This is a genomic window from Paenibacillus sp. P4_E11, from assembly GCF_056401635.1.
This window is the reverse complement of sequence record NZ_JBFUIX010000002.1, coordinates 73,359-91,395: the sequence shown is the minus strand read 5'-3', so window position 1 is coordinate 91,395 and position 18,037 is coordinate 73,359. Positions and strand designations below refer to the sequence as shown.

General features: G+C 48.9%; 14 protein-coding genes and 1 pseudogene. 9 read left to right on the top strand and 6 right to left on the bottom strand.

Translation table 11 applies throughout. The features are described 5' to 3' along the window. Positions 1-44 precede the first annotated feature (44 nt). A complete protein-coding gene (locus AC1DWB_RS01365; RefSeq protein ID WP_477539227.1) occupies positions 45-2,762 on the top strand; it encodes a phage tail protein in 2,718 nt (905 codons plus the stop codon). A 101-nt stretch (positions 2,763-2,863) separates the two neighbouring features. After that, positions 2,864-4,076: pseudogene (locus AC1DWB_RS01360) on the top strand (IS91 family transposase). Positions 4,077-4,490: 414 nt separating this feature from the next. Here the strand turns inward: AC1DWB_RS01360 and AC1DWB_RS01355 are convergent. Together AC1DWB_RS01355 and AC1DWB_RS01350 are read right to left on the bottom strand one after the other, a co-directional pair. Beyond that, on the bottom strand, positions 4,491-6,830 hold the full coding sequence (locus AC1DWB_RS01355; RefSeq protein ID WP_477539226.1) for an alpha-galactosidase: 2,340 nt from the start codon (positions 6,828-6,830) through the stop codon (positions 4,491-4,493). A 222-nt stretch (positions 6,831-7,052) separates the two neighbouring features. Continuing rightward, the gene (locus AC1DWB_RS01350; protein ID WP_477539225.1) at positions 7,053-7,190 is read right to left on the bottom strand and encodes a hypothetical protein; all 138 of its coding nucleotides are present in this window, start codon (positions 7,188-7,190) and stop codon (positions 7,053-7,055) included. 218 nt (positions 7,191-7,408) lie between these two features. Between AC1DWB_RS01350 and AC1DWB_RS01345 the strand changes: the two genes are divergently transcribed. After that, the gene (locus AC1DWB_RS01345; protein WP_477539224.1) at positions 7,409-7,738 is read left to right on the top strand and encodes a hypothetical protein; all 330 of its coding nucleotides are present in this window, start codon (positions 7,409-7,411) and stop codon (positions 7,736-7,738) included. Positions 7,739-8,147: 409 nt separating this feature from the next. On the opposite strand, the gene AC1DWB_RS01340 is transcribed toward AC1DWB_RS01345, so the two are convergent. Further along, the gene (locus tag AC1DWB_RS01340; protein WP_477539223.1) at positions 8,148-9,014 is read right to left on the bottom strand and encodes a helix-turn-helix domain-containing protein; all 867 of its coding nucleotides are present in this window, start codon (positions 9,012-9,014) and stop codon (positions 8,148-8,150) included. Between the two features lie 499 nt (positions 9,015-9,513). Here AC1DWB_RS01340 and AC1DWB_RS01335 point away from each other — a divergent pair, with 499 nt between their 5' ends. From AC1DWB_RS01335 to AC1DWB_RS01310, 6 genes are all read left to right on the top strand, one after another. Next, the gene (locus tag AC1DWB_RS01335; protein ID WP_477539222.1) at positions 9,514-10,800 is read left to right on the top strand and encodes a neutral/alkaline non-lysosomal ceramidase N-terminal domain-containing protein; all 1,287 of its coding nucleotides are present in this window, start codon (positions 9,514-9,516) and stop codon (positions 10,798-10,800) included. Between the two features lie 79 nt (positions 10,801-10,879). Continuing rightward, positions 10,880-12,214, top strand: a complete 1,335-nt coding sequence (locus AC1DWB_RS01330; RefSeq protein ID WP_477539221.1) for a DegT/DnrJ/EryC1/StrS family aminotransferase — start codon at positions 10,880-10,882, stop codon at positions 12,212-12,214. Positions 12,215-12,269: 55 nt separating this feature from the next. Further along, positions 12,270-13,280 carry a Gfo/Idh/MocA family protein gene (locus AC1DWB_RS01325; protein WP_477539220.1) on the top strand — a complete coding sequence of 337 codons (1,011 nt, stop codon included), beginning with the start codon at positions 12,270-12,272 and terminating at the stop codon, positions 13,278-13,280. 395 nt (positions 13,281-13,675) lie between these two features. After that, positions 13,676-14,146 carry a hypothetical protein gene (locus AC1DWB_RS01320; protein WP_477539219.1) on the top strand — a complete coding sequence of 157 codons (471 nt, stop codon included), beginning with the start codon at positions 13,676-13,678 and terminating at the stop codon, positions 14,144-14,146. Positions 14,147-14,272: 126 nt separating this feature from the next. After that, complete coding sequence (locus tag AC1DWB_RS01315) at positions 14,273-14,848, top strand: hypothetical protein (protein ID WP_477539218.1); 576 nt, start codon at positions 14,273-14,275, stop codon at positions 14,846-14,848. An 81-nt stretch (positions 14,849-14,929) separates the two neighbouring features. Further along, the gene (locus AC1DWB_RS01310; protein WP_477539217.1) at positions 14,930-15,517 is read left to right on the top strand and encodes a hypothetical protein; all 588 of its coding nucleotides are present in this window, start codon (positions 14,930-14,932) and stop codon (positions 15,515-15,517) included. A 74-nt stretch (positions 15,518-15,591) separates the two neighbouring features. Here AC1DWB_RS01310 and pepT read toward each other — a convergent pair whose 3' ends face one another. From pepT to AC1DWB_RS01295, 3 genes are all read right to left on the bottom strand, one after another. Continuing rightward, entirely contained in the window at positions 15,592-16,833 is a 1,242-nt protein-coding gene (gene pepT / locus AC1DWB_RS01305; RefSeq protein WP_477539216.1) for a peptidase T, read from the bottom strand. Between the two features lie 15 nt (positions 16,834-16,848). After that, a complete protein-coding gene (locus AC1DWB_RS01300; RefSeq protein WP_477539215.1) occupies positions 16,849-17,163 on the bottom strand; it encodes a hypothetical protein in 315 nt (104 codons plus the stop codon). Between the two features lie 219 nt (positions 17,164-17,382). Then, a complete protein-coding gene (locus AC1DWB_RS01295) occupies positions 17,383-18,036 on the bottom strand; it encodes an ABC-2 transporter permease (protein WP_477539214.1) in 654 nt (217 codons plus the stop codon). Position 18,037: the final 1 nt, after the last annotated feature.

Genomic DNA, 18,037 nt, shown 5'->3' with positions numbered 1-18,037 from the left:
TGTCAATGATCAACAAAATTGATTTAGAAGGGGGAGGATAACTAATGACAGGCGCAATATTAACAGCAATTGGCCAAGCAAAATTAGCCAGTGCAACCTCTGAAAATCAGCTTGAGATTACACATGTCGCCGTTGGTGATGGCAATGGCTCATATCCTGTTTTGACTGAAAATATGGTGGCATTGGCTAACGAAGTTTGGCGTGGTACTGCTTCTACTCCAATCCATGATACGCAGGCACCAAATACATTGATGTTTGAGTCAGCTATTCCACCAGATGTTGGCGGCTTTACCATTCGAGAGATTGCTGTTTTTGACAGTTCAGGTGCAATGATTGCAATCGGGCATGTTGACCCTGCACAGCAAAAACCACTACCGAAGCAGTCAACTGGCATCAATATGACCGTACGTATCATTATCGCACTGGCAAATGCTGCTGAAACAAATCTTATTTTACAAACAGAAAAGATGGAGTGGCAAGCTGGGAAAGGTATGGAGCAGGAACGGCCGGAGGAGCCCGTCACCCATGTAAGCCGCAGAAAGCTGCTAACGGCCTTCGGCATGGCCGGTGCGGCATTAGCCGCGGGCAGCATACTCCCGGGATCGTTAACGGCTTACGGGAAAGAGGGTTTATCGGTTGCCGATTCCGTATACGAAGGGTCTAACGGCAAGGGCAAAATTCCCCCAGGAATAGCGGCGAAGCTTGAGCTTGTAACCCATAACGAGCTGGCAGGTCTTGATATGGCTGGAGCACATCCAGCGAGCGCGATTTTGGATTCAAGCGGGTTATCACAGCAGCAGGTTAATGATTATAATCGCTATGTTGATTCCATCTCCGACATGCTGGCCATAATTTCACCGCAAAATGGTATGCGTGTTGCTGTAAAAAGTTATCATTCACCCGACATTTTTATTGAACTTAATCCATATAAGGGTGGTGGTAACTTTATTTGGGATGCTACAAGTACATCTTCAGCAAATAGCGGTACAGTTTTTCAAGTTTCTGGAATTGCTACTGGTCGGTGGATTCGCTTAGATTGCTCTGAAGTTACAGTAGAGATGTTCGGCTCAAAAGGTGATGGTGTCTACGATGATCGACCTTCATTCCAAGCTGCTATTAACTACCTGCACGGGCGTGGTGGCGGTGAGTTAGTTGTTCCAAAGCCTATAGTAGAGTACCGCTGGAAATCCTATGATGCCACAGACTCCGCATGTTTAGTTATACCTGCGCCAACACGAGGCATTTACTTAGATCCTATCTCTATTCGTGGTACGGCTAACTTAACGTCTATTAAAGTGGATTTAGGCACAGGTGTTACAATTGAAGCCGCAATTCTATTGAAAGGCGGTGGTCTGTATAAGAAATTTGAAAACTTATCGGTATGGGGTGGGGCAACCGCAACAGCTCCAAACTGTAATTATGTTCTAAAAGGTTCAGACACCTATTACCCGAATATGGCTATTCGCCAATGCCAATTCTATGTTGCAAAGAAAGACTGTGTTCGTCTAGCAACCTATGTGACATTGCTTGAGCAACTTCAAACGGCTTATTCTCCACGTGGAATTGTTATCGCAGGACCCGGGGTTAATAATTCAGGTGTATGTACTTCTGTGACATTAAATAGTTGCTATGCTTTAAACCATACAGAGTTCGGTTACTGGTTCGGTGAGTCAACATATATGACTTTCAACTCATGTGCAGCAGATCACATCATTAATGACACGGGCAATGGTGTAGTAGCTTATCCGTACTATATTGATATTGCTCGAGGTGTAGCCCTTAATGGTTGCGGTGCTGAAAGTTCTACTCGCATTATGAAAGTCCGTGTTGCACAAGGGTTGAATATTAATGGATTTATGACATTATCAATCGGCAACGCCACAACTCCGCCAGACCACTTAATACGAATTGACGGTGGTTCTTCTACCACAATCTCAGGGTTATGGAATCATAATAAGTTGGGTGCGACTTATGTATTATCGCTGGGGAATACATTCTCTGCTGAAAGCGTCACAATTCTTGATCAGAGTATTTTTGCTAAAGAAGTGACTTATTCATCTAATTTCCGATTTGAAAATCCTATCAGATTCATATTGAATGACTTTTCTAAAAAGACACAGGATAACACTTTAACAAACACAGGTAATGCCACAACAAACACGACTAATTTAGCAAATTTAACAACATTAGCTTACGATACTGAGTTAGTTCATGATGTAATTATTCGATTACCGTCAGGAGATTACGAAATAAACGGAACCGTTTATTTGTGTAATTCAAAAACCCGTGGTGTTGGTAGAGTTCGCTTAATTGGCCATGCAGATGGAACAAGTAAAATTGTGTTTTCTGGTAATGGGGGGATTTCATTTGGAATTCCAAGCCAACTATCTAGCGTTGACTTCACTGTGGAAAATGTAGAGTTTTACTTAGGACCTGCGATTAATGTCAGTAATAAAGGTGTATTGTTCTATAAGGCAAATGTAGCATTTACAAATGCAAAAATTACATCAGACGATGGGGCTAAACAATACTATTCTGCCGGTCAAGCGACGTTAACTTTGGATAATAACTCAAGAATAACGACGCCGCTGTATGGTGCAATTGAGGTTGCTTACAGTTATAAAGCTACTGCCGCTCCAACTAACAGCACAAAATTGCCAGCAGGAACTATATTTAAAGCGTCTGACCCTAATGCAACTCGCATCGGTTGGATTAATACATCAGACAATGGTGCAAACTGGCTTCCTATGGTGGTTACTTAAGATGAAGCCCTTCGGGGCTTTTTTGACATACTAGAATTTATAAGATTATTGGGGTGGAGCCAGGGGTTCCCCCTTTTTAATTTTTTTTGATAAGTAGAGGGATGAAACAAGACATCTTACACCGAATCTTCTTTGATGAACATAAGCACTGGGAAGCCTTTGTGACCAAGCATGGGACAAAGATCCGTCCCGTCGTGCTAAAGGAAGTAATGAAATTTCGAGATTGTGGAAACCCGAAAAAGGGATTCAAGCTAATGGCCTGCAAAGGAAGCCATGACCTGAAGATGGTACTGTATCGATGCAAAGGACGATTCTGTACGACATGTTCTTGCGGTGAAACGGAAGAGTGGAGTCGGATGCTGACCGAGGATGTATTTCAGGTGAATCATCGACATGTCATACTTACGATTGACGAGAGACTAAGAGAGCTTTTCCTCAAGCACCGGGAGTGGTTAAAGCCCTTTATGGACGAGGGAGTGCGATTATCAAGGAATACTTCAAAAAGAAATACAAAGTGACACCCGGTGTCATTGCAGGTTTGCATACGTTCGGATCAAAGCTGAATTTCAACCCTCATATCCATATGCTGGTGACGATGGGAGGGATGGCGAAGAACGGGGAATGGAAGGCGACGAAGGACTACATCCCATTTGAAATGCTAAGAAAACAGTGGCAGACTGTGGTATTGAAGCTCATCCGGAAACTTCTAAGCCCGGAAGAAAAGAAGAAAGTTCAGCCGTTGTTACAGAAGGCCTATTCCGAAAATGAAAAAGGCTTCTATGTACATGCGCCGAAGCAGAAAACGGACAAAACAGATGGGGAAGAAAAACGGAAACGGTGAGCGTGGAAGAGTTCATAGCGCGAGTCATTCGACATATCCCGGATGAACAATTCAAGACGATACGGCACGGCACTATGGAGTGTACTCCAGACGGACGAAAAGTCTAAACAAGAAGTTGGTAACCACGTGGCAAAAAGAAGCAAGAAAATGGATCGTAAAAGGCAAACGGATGCTGCGACGCAAAACGTGGAGCGAGAAGGTAAAGGAACATACTGGAACAGATCTATTGGTCTGTCCGAAATGCAAGTGTTACTATGAGTACAAGGGAGAAGTCTTTCTGCAGGACGGAAAACTAACCGTGAAATATGCCGTGTGCAAAGATACACAGGCCTGTTTAGAAAGGATGATACGTGATGTCACCGGTATCCGAAGAAACGAAAGCCCGAGAAGAAAAAGAAGAAAAAGCCGTTAACCGTAGCAAGCAACAGCCTGCTGAACAAGGGAGAAGTGAACTATATATGTTTGCAGTGTGAGCAACGCGAAGCAATCCCACTTGGAGTGGTTCGAGACTTTGACCGGATGGACGGTGGAGATCCAAGCGTGCCGCCAAAGTTTGGTTGCGAAAGCTGTGGCGGTGAGATGTACCCGGAGTACTACAAAAGTGTGCATGGATACGAATACCGGATTGAGGATGTACGACTTGCAAAACCGGACGTGTAGCGTACGGACAACGTAACGCCTTAAACGAAAGAAGAACAAGAGAGGGCAGGCAGAGGGAGTGGAGAAACGGTAGCGTCCGCCTTTGAAATCTTGTGCTACCCTTAGCCCATTCCAATCCAAAGCACAAGATTTCAACAGCGGTCGGAACCCCTCTGCCTGCTCGCCCCACGCGCCAACTGAACGCCAACGCCAAGGACCTCTGGAGTGATCTGCTCCAGAGGTTTTTCTTATTCCAAAATGACTCTCTCTTCCCCGACATGCAGCAAGTTGTGAAGTTCCGCTTCGTCTTCCGGTTCGAAATCGATGCGCCAAGTGAGTGTCTCTGTTCGAAACGCCAAAGGTTTGAGGACGATTAAGCTTTTATCCATTGGGACTTTTGCGGTTTGAAGCCCTGCATATTGAACGGGCTTCCACCCTTTCGGAAGCTTCAAGAACAAATTCCCTGTTTCCTCTTTTGGCCGGATGCATACGCCGCTCAAATAGCGTTTGTTCGGATTCCACTCAAGCTGTTCGATTTCGACCCCTCCTTGGGTTACATGCATATCGGTCCCAATCAGCCAAGGATGAGGCCTCGACCTTGCTATTCGAAATACCCGAATATGATGGGGCGGCACCTCGACCTCGAGACGGTCTTTTATTTCGCCCAAATACATCTCGTTCCAAAAATCAAACACGGTGTAGGTAGGGCCGTGTTCCAACTCAAGTTTGTCCAGCGAGAGCTCCATTTTTACGGTCGCAGGTTCGGTGTTCAAGACGCCGATAACGTTCCATTCGTCCCAGTCCTTCTCGACCTTCAAATTGAATATTTTGGGCCAATCCGGATATACGGCGTCAAACAAGTCTGCCGGTTTTGCCATCTTGTTGTATGGCGGAAGCGACTTCTTGATAAGCGCAAGCCGTTCTTCGCCAATGGTCGAAATATCGTCCCCGAGCATCACGGGACCGCCTGACAAAGCAAACATGCTGACTGTGATAATCGCTTCGTTCAAAGGAACAGGCTTATCGATGGTCATCACATTGAAAGCGTCGTTATAATACAACTTCCGATCTGTAAAATAAGTGTTGGCCATTGTGGTCGATACGGTTCGAATCAAATTCCACGTATTGATCGTATACATCGCAGGGTATTCATTCATCCCTTTTATAAGCGGACGTCCTTCACCGCAATCGGGGGCAACCCTTACAGCATCGACACAACCGATGTTTTGGAATGTTGTTCCGGTCGAAGACAAAATATACGCATCCTCTCCTGCAGCTTCCCGGATCGTTTTCAAAGCCTCTCTGTATACTTCGGGACCTTTCACCTTGGAGCGGTCGAAATATTCATCATAGAGGAAGTGTCCCGGGGTCGAGCCCGATCCCGTATAAAGAAAATCGATCATATAGTACCTGATCCCCAGCTTCTGATAAAATTCAAAGGTTCGCTTCAAAAAATCAACCGTATCGGGATGACTTCCATCCAGGCAATAGAAGCCAACCCGTTCGTCAGGCGGCAAATCCCCGGACTTCCCGAACCTCCACCTGGAATTGCTTTTGACGAACTCTCCTTGCCTTTTTAACAGATGGTGCTTGTGTTCTTCAAACAGCGGACTCAACTTGTCCGGTATCCAGAAAGGAGCGACCCAAAAGCCAAGACGTTGTCCGTTTATCGCCAATTTGGAAACAAGCCATTCGATATCGTGGGGGAACGACGTTTTGTTAAATGCTGTCCAGTTTCCCGGCAGCATATGCTTTAAATTGCCGATGCTTACCCAGAAATTCGTGACATCAAACCCTTCGAGTCTCGTTTGGATGGCGGCGGAATTCTCCAGCACAAGTTCTTCGTACGTTTGTTGGGTAAAACCGTCCCTCCATGTCCATCCTCCGAGCCAGCCGACGGACGGTTTCAGGGCTATCCGGGGCTTGTAATAATGGCTCACCTTCGCTGCCCAATTTTCTAAAGACGCGTAAGGATCGTATGACCAATCGCACCCGATCGTTTCGGACTCGATTTCCTGATCCGGCTGAAGCTCATAATCATCAAAGTCGCAGTAACCATCAACATGAATCTTGTTGTGGGACGTGCTGTATGCAATCTCCGTATTTATTCGGTCAAAGGTCATAAAGCTGCAGTTGAATGCAAGTTTATGGGACCGATTATACAGCAAACCGACAGTTTTGCTCCGGTGACAGTTGTTTTCAGAATAAAGCTTTTTCACATAATTATCGGTAACCCAGGCCGTTTGACAAAGCGCCACCGTTTCCTCGGCTCCCTCGCCAAGATCAATATTGCCGCTCTCGTGCAATAAATGGCATTTCCCGAGCTTAATGGCTGTTTTCCCAACATTTTTGACCCGGGCTTGTATGGTCAAGAAGCACTCTTCTTCATATAACCGGAACGAAATCGCAAACTTCTTCCCCGTACCTGAGGCGCCGCAATCGGCAACAAGTTCCGAGTATCGTCCATGCAAGTCTTTGCCTTGATTCATTTCGACCGAATTGGTTTTCTCCAGACAGCGGATCTGGGAGCCATCTACTTCCCATACGAGCGAAAAGGATTCCATGACCAAGCGTTGATCTGCAGTCATTGACCATGTTCCTGCAACGGAATCAAATGAAATTGCTCCGAATTTGTTACTTAACGGGTATAACATGCCTATATACACCTCTATGTTTGAATTTTTATGGTTTTTACGATGGAAGGGCTTCGGACGATTTCATTCTAATTTCCTCATCCACTTCCGTGTGTTTTTCAAATTGGTCATCATCTTATGACAGGTCTCATCGATTCGATCCCGGAGTAAGAACCATTAATTTAATTGGTTGCGGTTTATCCGCCTGCGATGACTGTAAGGCATTTCGGTCGACCTCCTTCTTGTTGGTGCAAGCCGTTCCACAGCCAGCAAAGATGCGATTGAAGCTAACATGACCCATTTTTTGTATTGCATGGCGGGTGCCCTCCCTAATTTTATTTATATTATCTCGTGCTGTACGGTGCGGAAACAGCACATATCGTCTGCTTTTATTGTCTTATTGGCTTTGCTTCTCGGTGTGACTGCGCGCACGTTTTTCTACAATAAAGGCGTACGGAAGAGAGGGGCATTCGCTTGGATCTACAAAAAGCGCTGCAGAGTATTGTTAGCTCGCTGGAGTTGGAGTATTTCGGTTGCGGCACGACAAGACTGGCTTCTCCATCTTCAACTTTATCGAAGCCCCGGTCACAACCCCAGTGTCACTCGGCAAACGACTCGGACGCATCCAGGCCGAAATCGTCGGGATGATGCGTCCGGAGTGTCCGGAGCCCGCCACGGCACTGTTCAATGCCGTGAAGATCAAGAAACGGCTCATTCGGTTATGGAGTTGGTCTTGTCGTCACGTCGAAAGCAATGGTAAGCGAGATCGCCAGTTAAGTTGGTTTCGACTATACCTTGCCTTTAACCGTTTGTTCAAATCGGTGGTCGGCGATAGTACTGGCAATTACCGGAATCGATTTTGAAAAGTTTGGGCGAGGAGAGCGACGGCGGTGGGGACGGTAAAGCCAAATGGACGAGGTCACACCGCCTAAAAAAAGCGACCTGCTATTGGGATATTTTATGCGTGGGGGGGAATCGTTCCTGCTGGGAACAGAGAGAACAACTATCGAAGAGCAATGGGGACAGGCCGAGGGGCAAAATGCTTTCCGGGGCGATATGTATGGCCAGCTTAGCGTTCATTATGACAGCGCGGGACGCCTGGACGCCTGGATGGTATCTGATTGGGGAGGCCGTCGCAGCGAAGTGATGTTCTATTACTCCTTTTTATGTCAAAGTAATGGGGATTATTCAGATTGGGATGACGCCTCGGATCATACATGCCCCCTTACCCTTCCGCCTCTCGCACAGCCCCTCCCCTGTCACGCAAATCTGTTACGTCGATCGGTATTTATCAGGCGTTACTCCTTTAACCTTTTTGAACACCCGGTAAAACGTGCGGGATGAATTAAACCCGACTTCAGCGGCAATTTCCGTAATCGTCAGTTCAGACGACAACAGCAGACTAGTTGCACTACGGATTTTTAAGGCATGGATATAATCGTGGAAATATTGACCGGTACATTTCTTCGTTGCATGGCTGATGTACGACGGACTGAGATTGAATCTTTCGGCTATGCCATTCAAGGTCAGTTGATGGTCCATATAATTCAGATGGAGATAAGATATGATCTCCCAGATGACCGGCTCGGTCTCTGATCGGCCTTGTCTCAACAAGTCAGGCTGTGTCTGCTGCCGGGAACGGACAAACATAAGCAGCGCCTCTGCCAGCTTCATTCGGATCAAGCCGATTCTGCCGATCTGGTCGTCGTCGTATTCGCTCTTCAAGTCGGCCAATATGACCAGCATCCGCCTTAGGCTTTCCTGCTCGAAATAGGCGAATGACGGGTGGGACGAGCCCGTTTTCCACAATAGATGGTACACGGAGGAGTCTAGAGACAGATCGGATAAGATGCCGATACTGAACATGCAGCAATATTTGTAGATCGAAGAACCGGGATTGGAGTGAATCTCGTGATAGTGGTGCGGCAACAGCAGCGTAGCCGTGCCCGGTCGAAATGCATGCGGAACCCCGTTTATCGTCTCAGTTCCGTGCCCGTCGATCACAAATGAAAATTCGGCAAAGTCATGATAATGGATGGAGCTGTTTTCAAACCGGTTTATGGAGATGTAAAAAGGAAATTGTCCTTTGGCCATTTTTGAATAAGCAACCGCATCCTGATATTCCGGATATGCCTTCATCCAAACCCACCGCCTGACAGAAAATATGGCACAACGAAACGATAGAATGGCACACTTTGCAACTATTTTCAGTTTATCATGAAGTTGCTTTACAGATAAGGGGAGTCAAGCAATATCAAAACAGGGGGATGCTGTTTGAAGGAAACAACGGGACCGAGCAAAACGTTGTCCCGCAGAAAACTGCTTGCGACGATGAGCTTGGCAGGTGCTGCGGCGTTAATTACCGGGGTTTCTACAGGAGATACGATGGGCAGAGACGTGCCACGGCACTCAATATCAATGTGGCAAGGTCGACTTGAATACGGCTTTGCGCAATGCGGAAGAAGAAGCGAAGAAAAAAATTGCCGAGTACAAGAGCAGATAATCCGGTACAGGAGCCTCTTCTCTCGCGGAAGGATGGAAATGCTAGCCGGAGCTGTCCCCGGCTGCTCGTGCGAGTCCGACGGCGGCTCCGCATCTATGTTATGTAAACTTCAAGACGATGGAGCTGGAAACGAAAATGGAATTTTTGCTGGGCGCAAACAAGATCGACATTACTCCCGACCCTCCCGTGCCGCTGGCCGGGTACAGCAGTCGCCAAGGCGTCTTTGAAGGCGTGCATCACACCATCTACGCAAAAGTTTTGCTGTTCCGACAGTGGGACGAAGAAAAGGGAAAGGCGCGCAACCGCCTTCTCGTCGCCGCCGACCTCATCTGGTGGGGAACGGAGCTTACAGAGAAGCTGCGTCGGGAGCTTGCGTTGCGCTGGGGCATGGGCGCGGAAGACATCGTCTTGAGTGCCTCCCACAGCCATTCCGGCCCACAAACGTCCCTGCTTATGCCGTCTCTCGGAGCGGCGGACGAAACGTATTTGCAGGAGGTCGAGCGAAAGCTGCTCGCCGGCGTCGAGCATGCCGAGGCTAATCTCGAGCCGGTCGTAATCCAGCGGGGGTCCGGTACATGCGATATCGGCATTAACCGCAGAAAACTGGCGGACGGCAAAATCGTCGGATCGCCGAACGAGCAAGGACCGGCCGATCCTGAGGTAACGGTAATCCGTTTCGTCAACCGAACCGGAGAAGTGAAAGCGTTGATCGTCCATTATACGTGCCATCCTACAACGACCAGCGACAATTTTGTATCCTCGGAATTTTGCGGTATAGCGATGGAACGATTGGAACAAGAAGCGGATAACCGCTGTGTCGCTTTGTTCTTGCAAGGATGCTGCGGCGATGTGCGTCCTTCGTTGCTCCGTGACGGCAAGTTTTACAACGGAAACGACGAAGATGTGCGGCGGCTTGGAGCGCGTTTCTACGAATCGATCCGGGAAGTGCTTGTCCGCCCGATGCAGACGCTGCAGCCCTGCTCGCCGGGAGGGGCGTACATCAAACTTCCGTTGTCGTTCGCTTCCGTCCCGTCCTTGGAGGAGCTTGCTGAATATAGCCAGTCGGCTGATGCCAGAGTACACGAATGGGCGAAGCTGCTGCTGGACCATCCGGAACTGGTTCGGCCGGCCGTGGAGCTCGATATGGTGCGAATGGATCTATCCGAAGGGTTGTCGCTTCTCGCCATGAACGCGGAGATGGTGGTGGAATACGGGCTGTTTGTCAAAGAGATATCCGGCCGAGGCGTACTGCCGGTCGCTTATTGCAACGGAATGATCGGTTACGTGTCTACCGCCAGGCAGCTCGGTGAAGGCGGATACGAGCCGGTCGGCTCCTGCAAGTACTTCAGTCTCTGCTCTCCCTTTACGGAAGCGGCTGAGCCTGCGATCCGCGAAAAGCTGGCCGCCCTTATACGGATATAGACAATTTCAGAAACAGGCATCAGAAGTCGAAAGCTAACGCACTACTACAGAAAAGAAATTGGACAAGGAGTGGAAGAAAATGAGCAGTAACGAAAAGCTTGCCCTATTCGGAGGACCGAAAGCTCTCCATCTGCCGGTCGGTGACATGTTCAAATGGCCGATTATTACCGAGGAAGACGAAGCGGCCGCTTTGCAGGTCTTGCGTGACGGCTCGATGTCCGGCATTGACATCACTCAGAAATTCGAGAAAGAATTCGCGGAGTGGCTGAACATGGACTTCGCGCTTGCTTTCAATAACGGAACGAACTCGCTGCTCGGCGCTTTTTACGGCTGCGGAATCGGCATAGGCGACGAGGTCATCTGCCCGAGCATTACGTATTGGGCCTCCGCCCTGCCCGCCTACTGTCTCGGAGCTTCCGTCGTATTTGCGGAAATCGATCCGGTGTCGCTTTGTCTGGACCCCGGAGATATCGAACATCGCATTACCGGCAAAACGAAGGCGATCGTGGTCGTACATTACCTTGGACATCCGGCGGACATGGACCCGATCATGGCGATAGCAAGAAAACATAATCTGAAAGTAATTGAGGATGTCTCCCATGCCCAAGGGGGCTACTATAAGGGATGCCGGGTCGGCACGATCGGCGACGTTGGCGCGATGTCGCTTATGGCAAGCAAATCGTTTGCGATCGGCGAGGGCGGCATTTTCGTTACGAACGACCGGGAAATTTACGAGAGGGCCGTCGCATTCGGGCATTACGAGCGGTACAATTCGGATGTTCGCACGCCTTATTTGCAGCCTTATGCGGGACTGCCGCTCGGCGGCTATAAATTCCGCATGCATCAAATCAGCTCCGCTGTCGGACGCGTGCAGTTAAAATATTATGACGAGCGGATTAACGAAATCGACAAAGCGATGAATTACTTCTGGGAGCAGCTTGAAGGCGTGCCGGGACTTAAACCGCATCGCCCGGTGCCCGGTACGGGCAGTACGATGGGCGGCTGGTATGCCACGCACGGACATTACGTGCCGGAGGAGCTTGGCGGGCTGTCGTTGACCCGGTATTGCGAAGCGGTCCGCGCGGAGGGCGTATGGATCAACCCCGGCTGCAACCTGCCTCTACATCTCCATTCCCTGCAGCACGAGGCGGACGTATACGGCCATGGCAAACCAACCATCATCGCCAACGCATCCCGTGACTTGCGGCAGCCAAAAGGTAGCTTGCCCGTCTCAGAAAGCGTTGCAGCGAGAACGTATTCCCTTCCCTGGTTCAAACATTACCGGCCGGAGATCATCGATCAATATGCCGCGGCATTCCGCAAAGCGGCGCTGCAGTACGAGGAGCTGCTTCCGGGCGATCCGGGCAATCCGGAAAAGATGGGCGGCTGGAACTTCTTCAAGGCAGGAAACTAACCTCGCCTGACTGTTCGTGGGTAAAAGCTTTTATTCGTCCTAAGGGGGCTCATCCATGTCTTATCGATTCGGAATATACGGCTGCCAGCACGGTCATATCCTCTCCTTTATCGATCAAATGCTGGCTTTAGGAGGAACGTGTTCAGGTATATACGAGCCTGATTCCCCTGGCTTGTCGCAACAAATATCGGATCGCCACGGAATTCCCCTCGTAGATAACCCTGACGTCTTCATCGAAGATCGGGTAAGCATCATCGGATCGTCGGCGGTCAATAACAGGAAGATCGAAGTTGTGGAGTGGTGCGAGCGTCACGGTAAACATGTCATGCTGGATAAACCTGTCGTTACGAACCGCAAGCAGTTGGAACGGCTTGAAGCGGTATTCGACCGGGGGACGATTCAAGTAGGCGTATTGCTGACCGAGCGGTTTCGCCGTTCGATCTTTACGCTGAAGCAATCGATCGATGCCGGCCAGCTTGGCCGAATCGTCAGTATTACGATGCGCAAGCCTCACCGGCTCTCTCCGGCTTCCCGCCACGCCTGGCATTTCTCCAAGGAAGAGAATGGCGGCTTGCTGATCGACTTGTTCATTCACGATTTCGACCTGCTGCGTTTCCTTACCGGCCAGGAAATTACCGCGATCCAGAGCCAAATGGCCAAGCATATTGCTCCCGAACATCCGACCTTCTTCGATACGGCTTCCGCACAAGTGATGATGAGCGACGGGACGCTGGCTCAACTGTATGCGGATTGGCATACGCCCGATCCGAGCTGGACGTGGGGAGATTGCCGCCTCTTCATTACCGGCACGGAAGGATGCGCTGAGCTACGCTTAAACGGCGACCCCGCCGTGGAAGTCGGGGAGCTTTATTTCCAAATCACCCGCGACAAACCGTTCGCGAAAGCGGAACTGCTGCTCGATCCGGATACAAACCTTACTCAAGATTTCATCCGCCGGATCGAAGGGAGGACGAGCATCATCACGCACCGGGATATCGTGGAGACCATCCGTGCGACGGTGCTTGCCGATGAGAGTGCTTTGGTGTTTGATATTTTTAAACGGTAATAATTAATGGAGTAAAAGCACGGCGGCTATTCCTGAATCCTCTATTAAAGAGGCTACGCCTTTTTTTAACAGATAAGAATGTTTAAGTTCTTCACCGTACTAAAGCATAGAGGGTTGCCCTCTTTTTAATCGTTAAATGTTTCGACCCTGAGGCAGCCGTATACAACGTCCTGCCCTAGACTTTTGGCCTGCTTGAATCTACTAACGCCTACAGGAATGTTAACGGGCACGATAGCGCAATAATGAAGCCAGAGAGAAAGCTGCAACGAGTAAACGCCATTCGCAACTATGAATGGTGTTTTTATTACGTTTATGAGTGGAACAAGTTCAACCATAAAAAATATGATGTGCTAAAATGGTAAGGAATTACATCTGACTATATCGAGGTGTCAGGCGTGAAAAATAAAGATCCTAACATACATACTCACTGGGCTGAAAAAACTAAGCATACTAGGCTTAAACATTTGATATTGGAATACTACCTCAAGGAATGGGCTGAAATCTTAGCGAATGCCTCTTATTTTAATCGACAAGAGGATATTTACTACATTGATGGTTTTGCGGGTAGAGGGATTTTCTTGGATGGCGACAAGGGTTCGCCACTTATTGCTGCTGTTCAGAATATATTAGGGAACTTCAAGGATGAGAGCAAGAAGCTTATTGAAAGTAACAAAAAAATACAGACCGATGCTGCCTGTTTTTGGTTTGTTGACCCCTTTTGGTGGGCTAGGGATTTTACATTTGACGATGTTATTGGGTTGATGTTTGACCAAGGCAAACCTCGATTGCGAAAAGAAGTCCTTATTAATTTTACCTTCTTTCAGATAAGAGATTCCCATCTGGCACATAAAATCCTGCTTTTGTGACCAGCGTGATCTAATGAAGGGGGAGAGGAATATCGAAAAGAGAATATGCATCAGATCGTGAAATCATTCCCTGGACGGAAACATTCTAAGATGTGGAAACGTATAACAATCGGGGAGGTGTGTCCGATGAGCCTGTATCATTATATGGCTTCCGCAAAACCGTTGCCACTAGGAGCAAGAGGCGGGAAGAAGTCTTTGGACGATGTAAGCGGTGATAAACCGCCAAAGGCGTTCCGATTCAAGGCCTACGAACTACAGGAAGGTATGACTCCGATTGATCAAATCATGGATTTGTCTCATATTCAAGACGACGAGATCGAAGTGTACGATACCATGGAAGACGCGGCAGGCATCTATATCAACAGTCTTGGACCATGGAACGAGGTTATTAAGCGTCACTTCAAGCTTCCTTATGTGTATGAAGTCGCCCCTAATTGGGGGCAGTTCTTTTACTCAGAGGAGTTGAAGCTCAAGTTCCCGGAGGAGTACCGAGCTAGCCGAAAATGTGTAACCGAGCTATTCCAGCTCATGCGTGATTACGGAGACGAGCAGAATAACGAGTTTGAGCTATATTCCTGTTGGACCGAGAACGAGCATAAAGCGAGAAATCATCGTCTGGACAGATTCATCGAACTAAACACGTTTAATTGGGAGGATTCATTCCAGATGCATGACCAGCAATATATCGTTGTGAAAATTTGAAATGTTTCGATGGAATAATTTGCTGTATGATCAAATAGGGATGAACCATGGGCAGAACAACTCAACTATATGGAGGGAACAATGGAAGCCGAACGATTGAAGAGTCTGCGCTTGAAGCAATTGCTGTTTTTGAACGGCGTTACAGCGCTTACTTTTTTCGTGCTGTGCGGGGTTATTATTGGGATTCAGCCTTCCATCGCGGACGTCTACCGTGTCGTATTCGTGCTAATGCTGGGTTCTATCATCATAGAGCTAGGTTCCATACGGAGGCCGGATCGGTTCCGGTTCTGGTGGGGGCCCACCTTCATACATGAACTCATCGCATACGAGCGGGAGAAGCTGGGGAAGCAGCAAGATACGAAGTCACGTGCTGTGAGAATTGTGCTTCAGGCTTTTCTCGCCGTTCAATTTATGATCCAATCGGTCATGAGCACTAGTAGGCCTATCGTAATCGAGGATGTAGCGGATTTTCTGAAGTTTTACACGATGGTTGGTTGTATCTTACTGGTCGCGATGAACGTAACCATCATATACCGCGGTTACAGCATAGACCGAGCGAGGCCGGATCAACTGGGCAGCCATATCCTACAGACAGTAGTAGTTGGGATCGTCGTTGGTGTTCTTGCGTTAGTTGCTGTAGGAGCGGTCATTAGCCAGACATTGCGCTAAAGATGGGGCAAAATCAAACACCGGCTTACTCACAGGAGTAACCGGTGTTTTTGATCTACGCCAAATATAAGGGGTTACGCCTCGGCTTGCTGTTCGAAGAGCTTAATAATCTCCATGATGGTGTTCGTCGCTTTCTCCATATTGTCAACGGAGACGAATTCGTAACGGCCGTGATAGTTCTCGCCGCCCGTGAATATGTTCGGGGTTGGCAAGCCCATGTAAGACAATTGGGATCCATCCGTACCACCACGGATCGGTTGAACGATCGGCTGGATGCCCAAGTTCTCCATCGCCTGGTGAGCAATGTCTACGATCTCACGAGCCGGCTCGATCTTCTCTCTCATGTTGTAATATTGGTCCTTGATGTCCAGCAAGATGCGGTCATTGCCGTACTGGGCCCTTAGCTCCTCGACTATACTCGTAATCGTGTTCTTCCTCGCGTTGAAGTTCTCTTTATCGAAATCGCGGATCAAATAGTGCAGCTTCGTTTCTTCCACATCGCCGCTCATCGAGATCAAGTGATAGAAGCCCTCGTACCCCTCGGTATGCTCAGGCGCTTCCGCGACAGGCAATCTCCGGTTAATCTCCATGGCGATCTTCGCCGAGTTGATCATTTTCCCTTTGGCTGTACCCGGGTGAACGATCTTGCCCTTGCAAGTAATAAGCACTCTTGCAGCGTTGAAGCTCTCGTACTGCAGCTCGCCGAGCGGCCCACCATCTACGGTGTACGCGTAGGAGGCATCGAACGCCGCGACATCGAAGCGATGCGGCCCGCGGCCGATCTCTTCATCCGGCGTGAAGGCCACACGGATGCGGCCGTGCTTGATCTCCGGATGCTGGATGAGCCTGGCCATCGCGGTCATGATCTCAGCGATACCTGCTTTGTTGTCGGCGCCGAGCAAGGTTGTACCGTCCGTTGTTATTAAAGTATGGCCTGCGTAGCGGCTCAGATCGGGAAAGTCCTTCGGAGACAGCACAATCTGCTGAGCTTCATTCAAGACGATGTCTTGGCCGTCGTAGCAGTCCACGACTTGCGGGTTGACCCCGGCGCCGGTGAAATCCGTAGCCGTGTCCACATGAGCCATGAAGCCGATCGTCGGCACCTGCTTGTCCGTGTTGGACGGTAAGGTAGCCATGACGTAGCCATTAGCGTCCATCGTCACGTCCTGCATACCGATGCCGTTCAGTTCATCTACGAGTATGCGGGCGAGCGTGAGCTGTCCGGGGGTAGAAGGGCATGTCTCGTTACTATCGTTAGATTGTGTGTCCACCTGGACATAAGTTGTTAATCGTTGAATTAGATCTTGTTTTAACATATGTTCTATCTCCTTCTATTCCTCGGTTCGGCCCATCTGATAGTTGGACATTTTCGATAAGCTGCTGCGTGAACTGCCCAATGCCTTCGGAGGCTTAGAAGCGTCCGGATTTTGTGTGAAATAGGCGTTGGTTAAGTTATACAAGTTGTGCTCGATTCGTCCGATTGCCTCGAACAGGAGAGAAATAGCGATGAACACGATGCCGCCGAACATGCCTGCAATCCACCAGTAGAACCCTACTAACCAGCCATCCATATTCCCCATTAGTATGCCTAACAATATTCCGCCAATAATCTGTACGATCCCGCCTATTCGCATAAAGTCTGCCATGGTGCACCATCCTCTCGTTACCTTTACGCTCCCCGCAAAGTAATTGGAATACGCTGCAATGAATACACTCCACTTTGTGGGGTAAACCCCGGGGCCCTCGCAAAGTAATTGGAATACGCTGCAACGACTACGCTCCACTTTGTGGGGTAAATGTTTTCGGGGCCCCCGCAAAGTAATTGGAATACGCTGCGAAGACTACGCTCCACTTTGTGGGGTAAACTAGTAATCTTTTCGCTCATATAAGTATACGGCAATTGTCCACGAAAGTCCCAACAAGAGCAAGGACAAACCGATACAGGCAACGGTCAAGGTGCTCAAGCTGGCGGAAGTTATTGAATGGAGGCTGGTCAGCACGTCAGCGTTCATCCAATCGAGGATGCGGACGAAGGCAAGCCCGAAGCCGGCCAGGGTGAACATGACGATCAGATCCAATACCTGCGCCAACCGGGCTCCCAAACCGAAGTACATCGGGAGGTAGATGGAGTAGAAGACGGAAATCCCAGTGAGGGTAATGAGACAAGATGGAACGGTGAACCTAGGAAGTTCGTTCGCCGGAAGCAGCATAGCGCCCAGGAAGTGCCATATCGTAGTCAGCACAAAGGCGACGCCGATAAACATCAACAGGCTTAAATACTTAGAAGTCACAAGCTCCCATCTATTCACTGGAAAAGAAGCGAGCAGCATCCCGTTGTTGTTCTTCTCATCCATCTTGCTCGCCGTCACAGTCAGAAAATGACCGAAGATGATGGCTGGAACGGCCAGCGGCACCCCTTCTAACGACCCTAAGGCGAAGAAGAAGAATCCGACGAACACGAATCCGATAGCGATAAATTTCCGCGTGATCCGCAAATCCTTCACCAGAAGCTGTACCATG

Coding starts and splice junctions, on each gene's coding strand:
- AC1DWB_RS01365 (WP_477539227.1), top strand. CDS start 45: ATGACAGGCGCAATATTAACAGCAATTGGCCAAGCAAAATTAGCCAGT.
- AC1DWB_RS01355 (WP_477539226.1), bottom strand. CDS start 6,830: ATGACTGCAGATCAACGCTTGGTCATGGAATCCTTTTCGCTCGTATGG.
- AC1DWB_RS01350 (WP_477539225.1), bottom strand. CDS start 7,190: ATGCAATACAAAAAATGGGTCATGTTAGCTTCAATCGCATCTTTGCTG.
- AC1DWB_RS01340 (WP_477539223.1), bottom strand. CDS start 9,014: ATGAAGGCATATCCGGAATATCAGGATGCGGTTGCTTATTCAAAAATG.
- AC1DWB_RS01335 (WP_477539222.1), top strand. CDS start 9,514: ATGGAATTTTTGCTGGGCGCAAACAAGATCGACATTACTCCCGACCCT.
- AC1DWB_RS01330 (WP_477539221.1), top strand. CDS start 10,880: ATGAGCAGTAACGAAAAGCTTGCCCTATTCGGAGGACCGAAAGCTCTC.
- AC1DWB_RS01325 (WP_477539220.1), top strand. CDS start 12,270: ATGTCTTATCGATTCGGAATATACGGCTGCCAGCACGGTCATATCCTC.
- AC1DWB_RS01315 (WP_477539218.1), top strand. CDS start 14,273: ATGAGCCTGTATCATTATATGGCTTCCGCAAAACCGTTGCCACTAGGA.
- AC1DWB_RS01310 (WP_477539217.1), top strand. CDS start 14,930: ATGGAAGCCGAACGATTGAAGAGTCTGCGCTTGAAGCAATTGCTGTTT.
- pepT (WP_477539216.1), bottom strand. CDS start 16,833: ATGTTAAAACAAGATCTAATTCAACGATTAACAACTTATGTCCAGGTG.
- AC1DWB_RS01300 (WP_477539215.1), bottom strand. CDS start 17,163: ATGGCAGACTTTATGCGAATAGGCGGGATCGTACAGATTATTGGCGGA.
- AC1DWB_RS01295 (WP_477539214.1), bottom strand. CDS start 18,036: ATGGTACAGCTTCTGGTGAAGGATTTGCGGATCACGCGGAAATTTATC.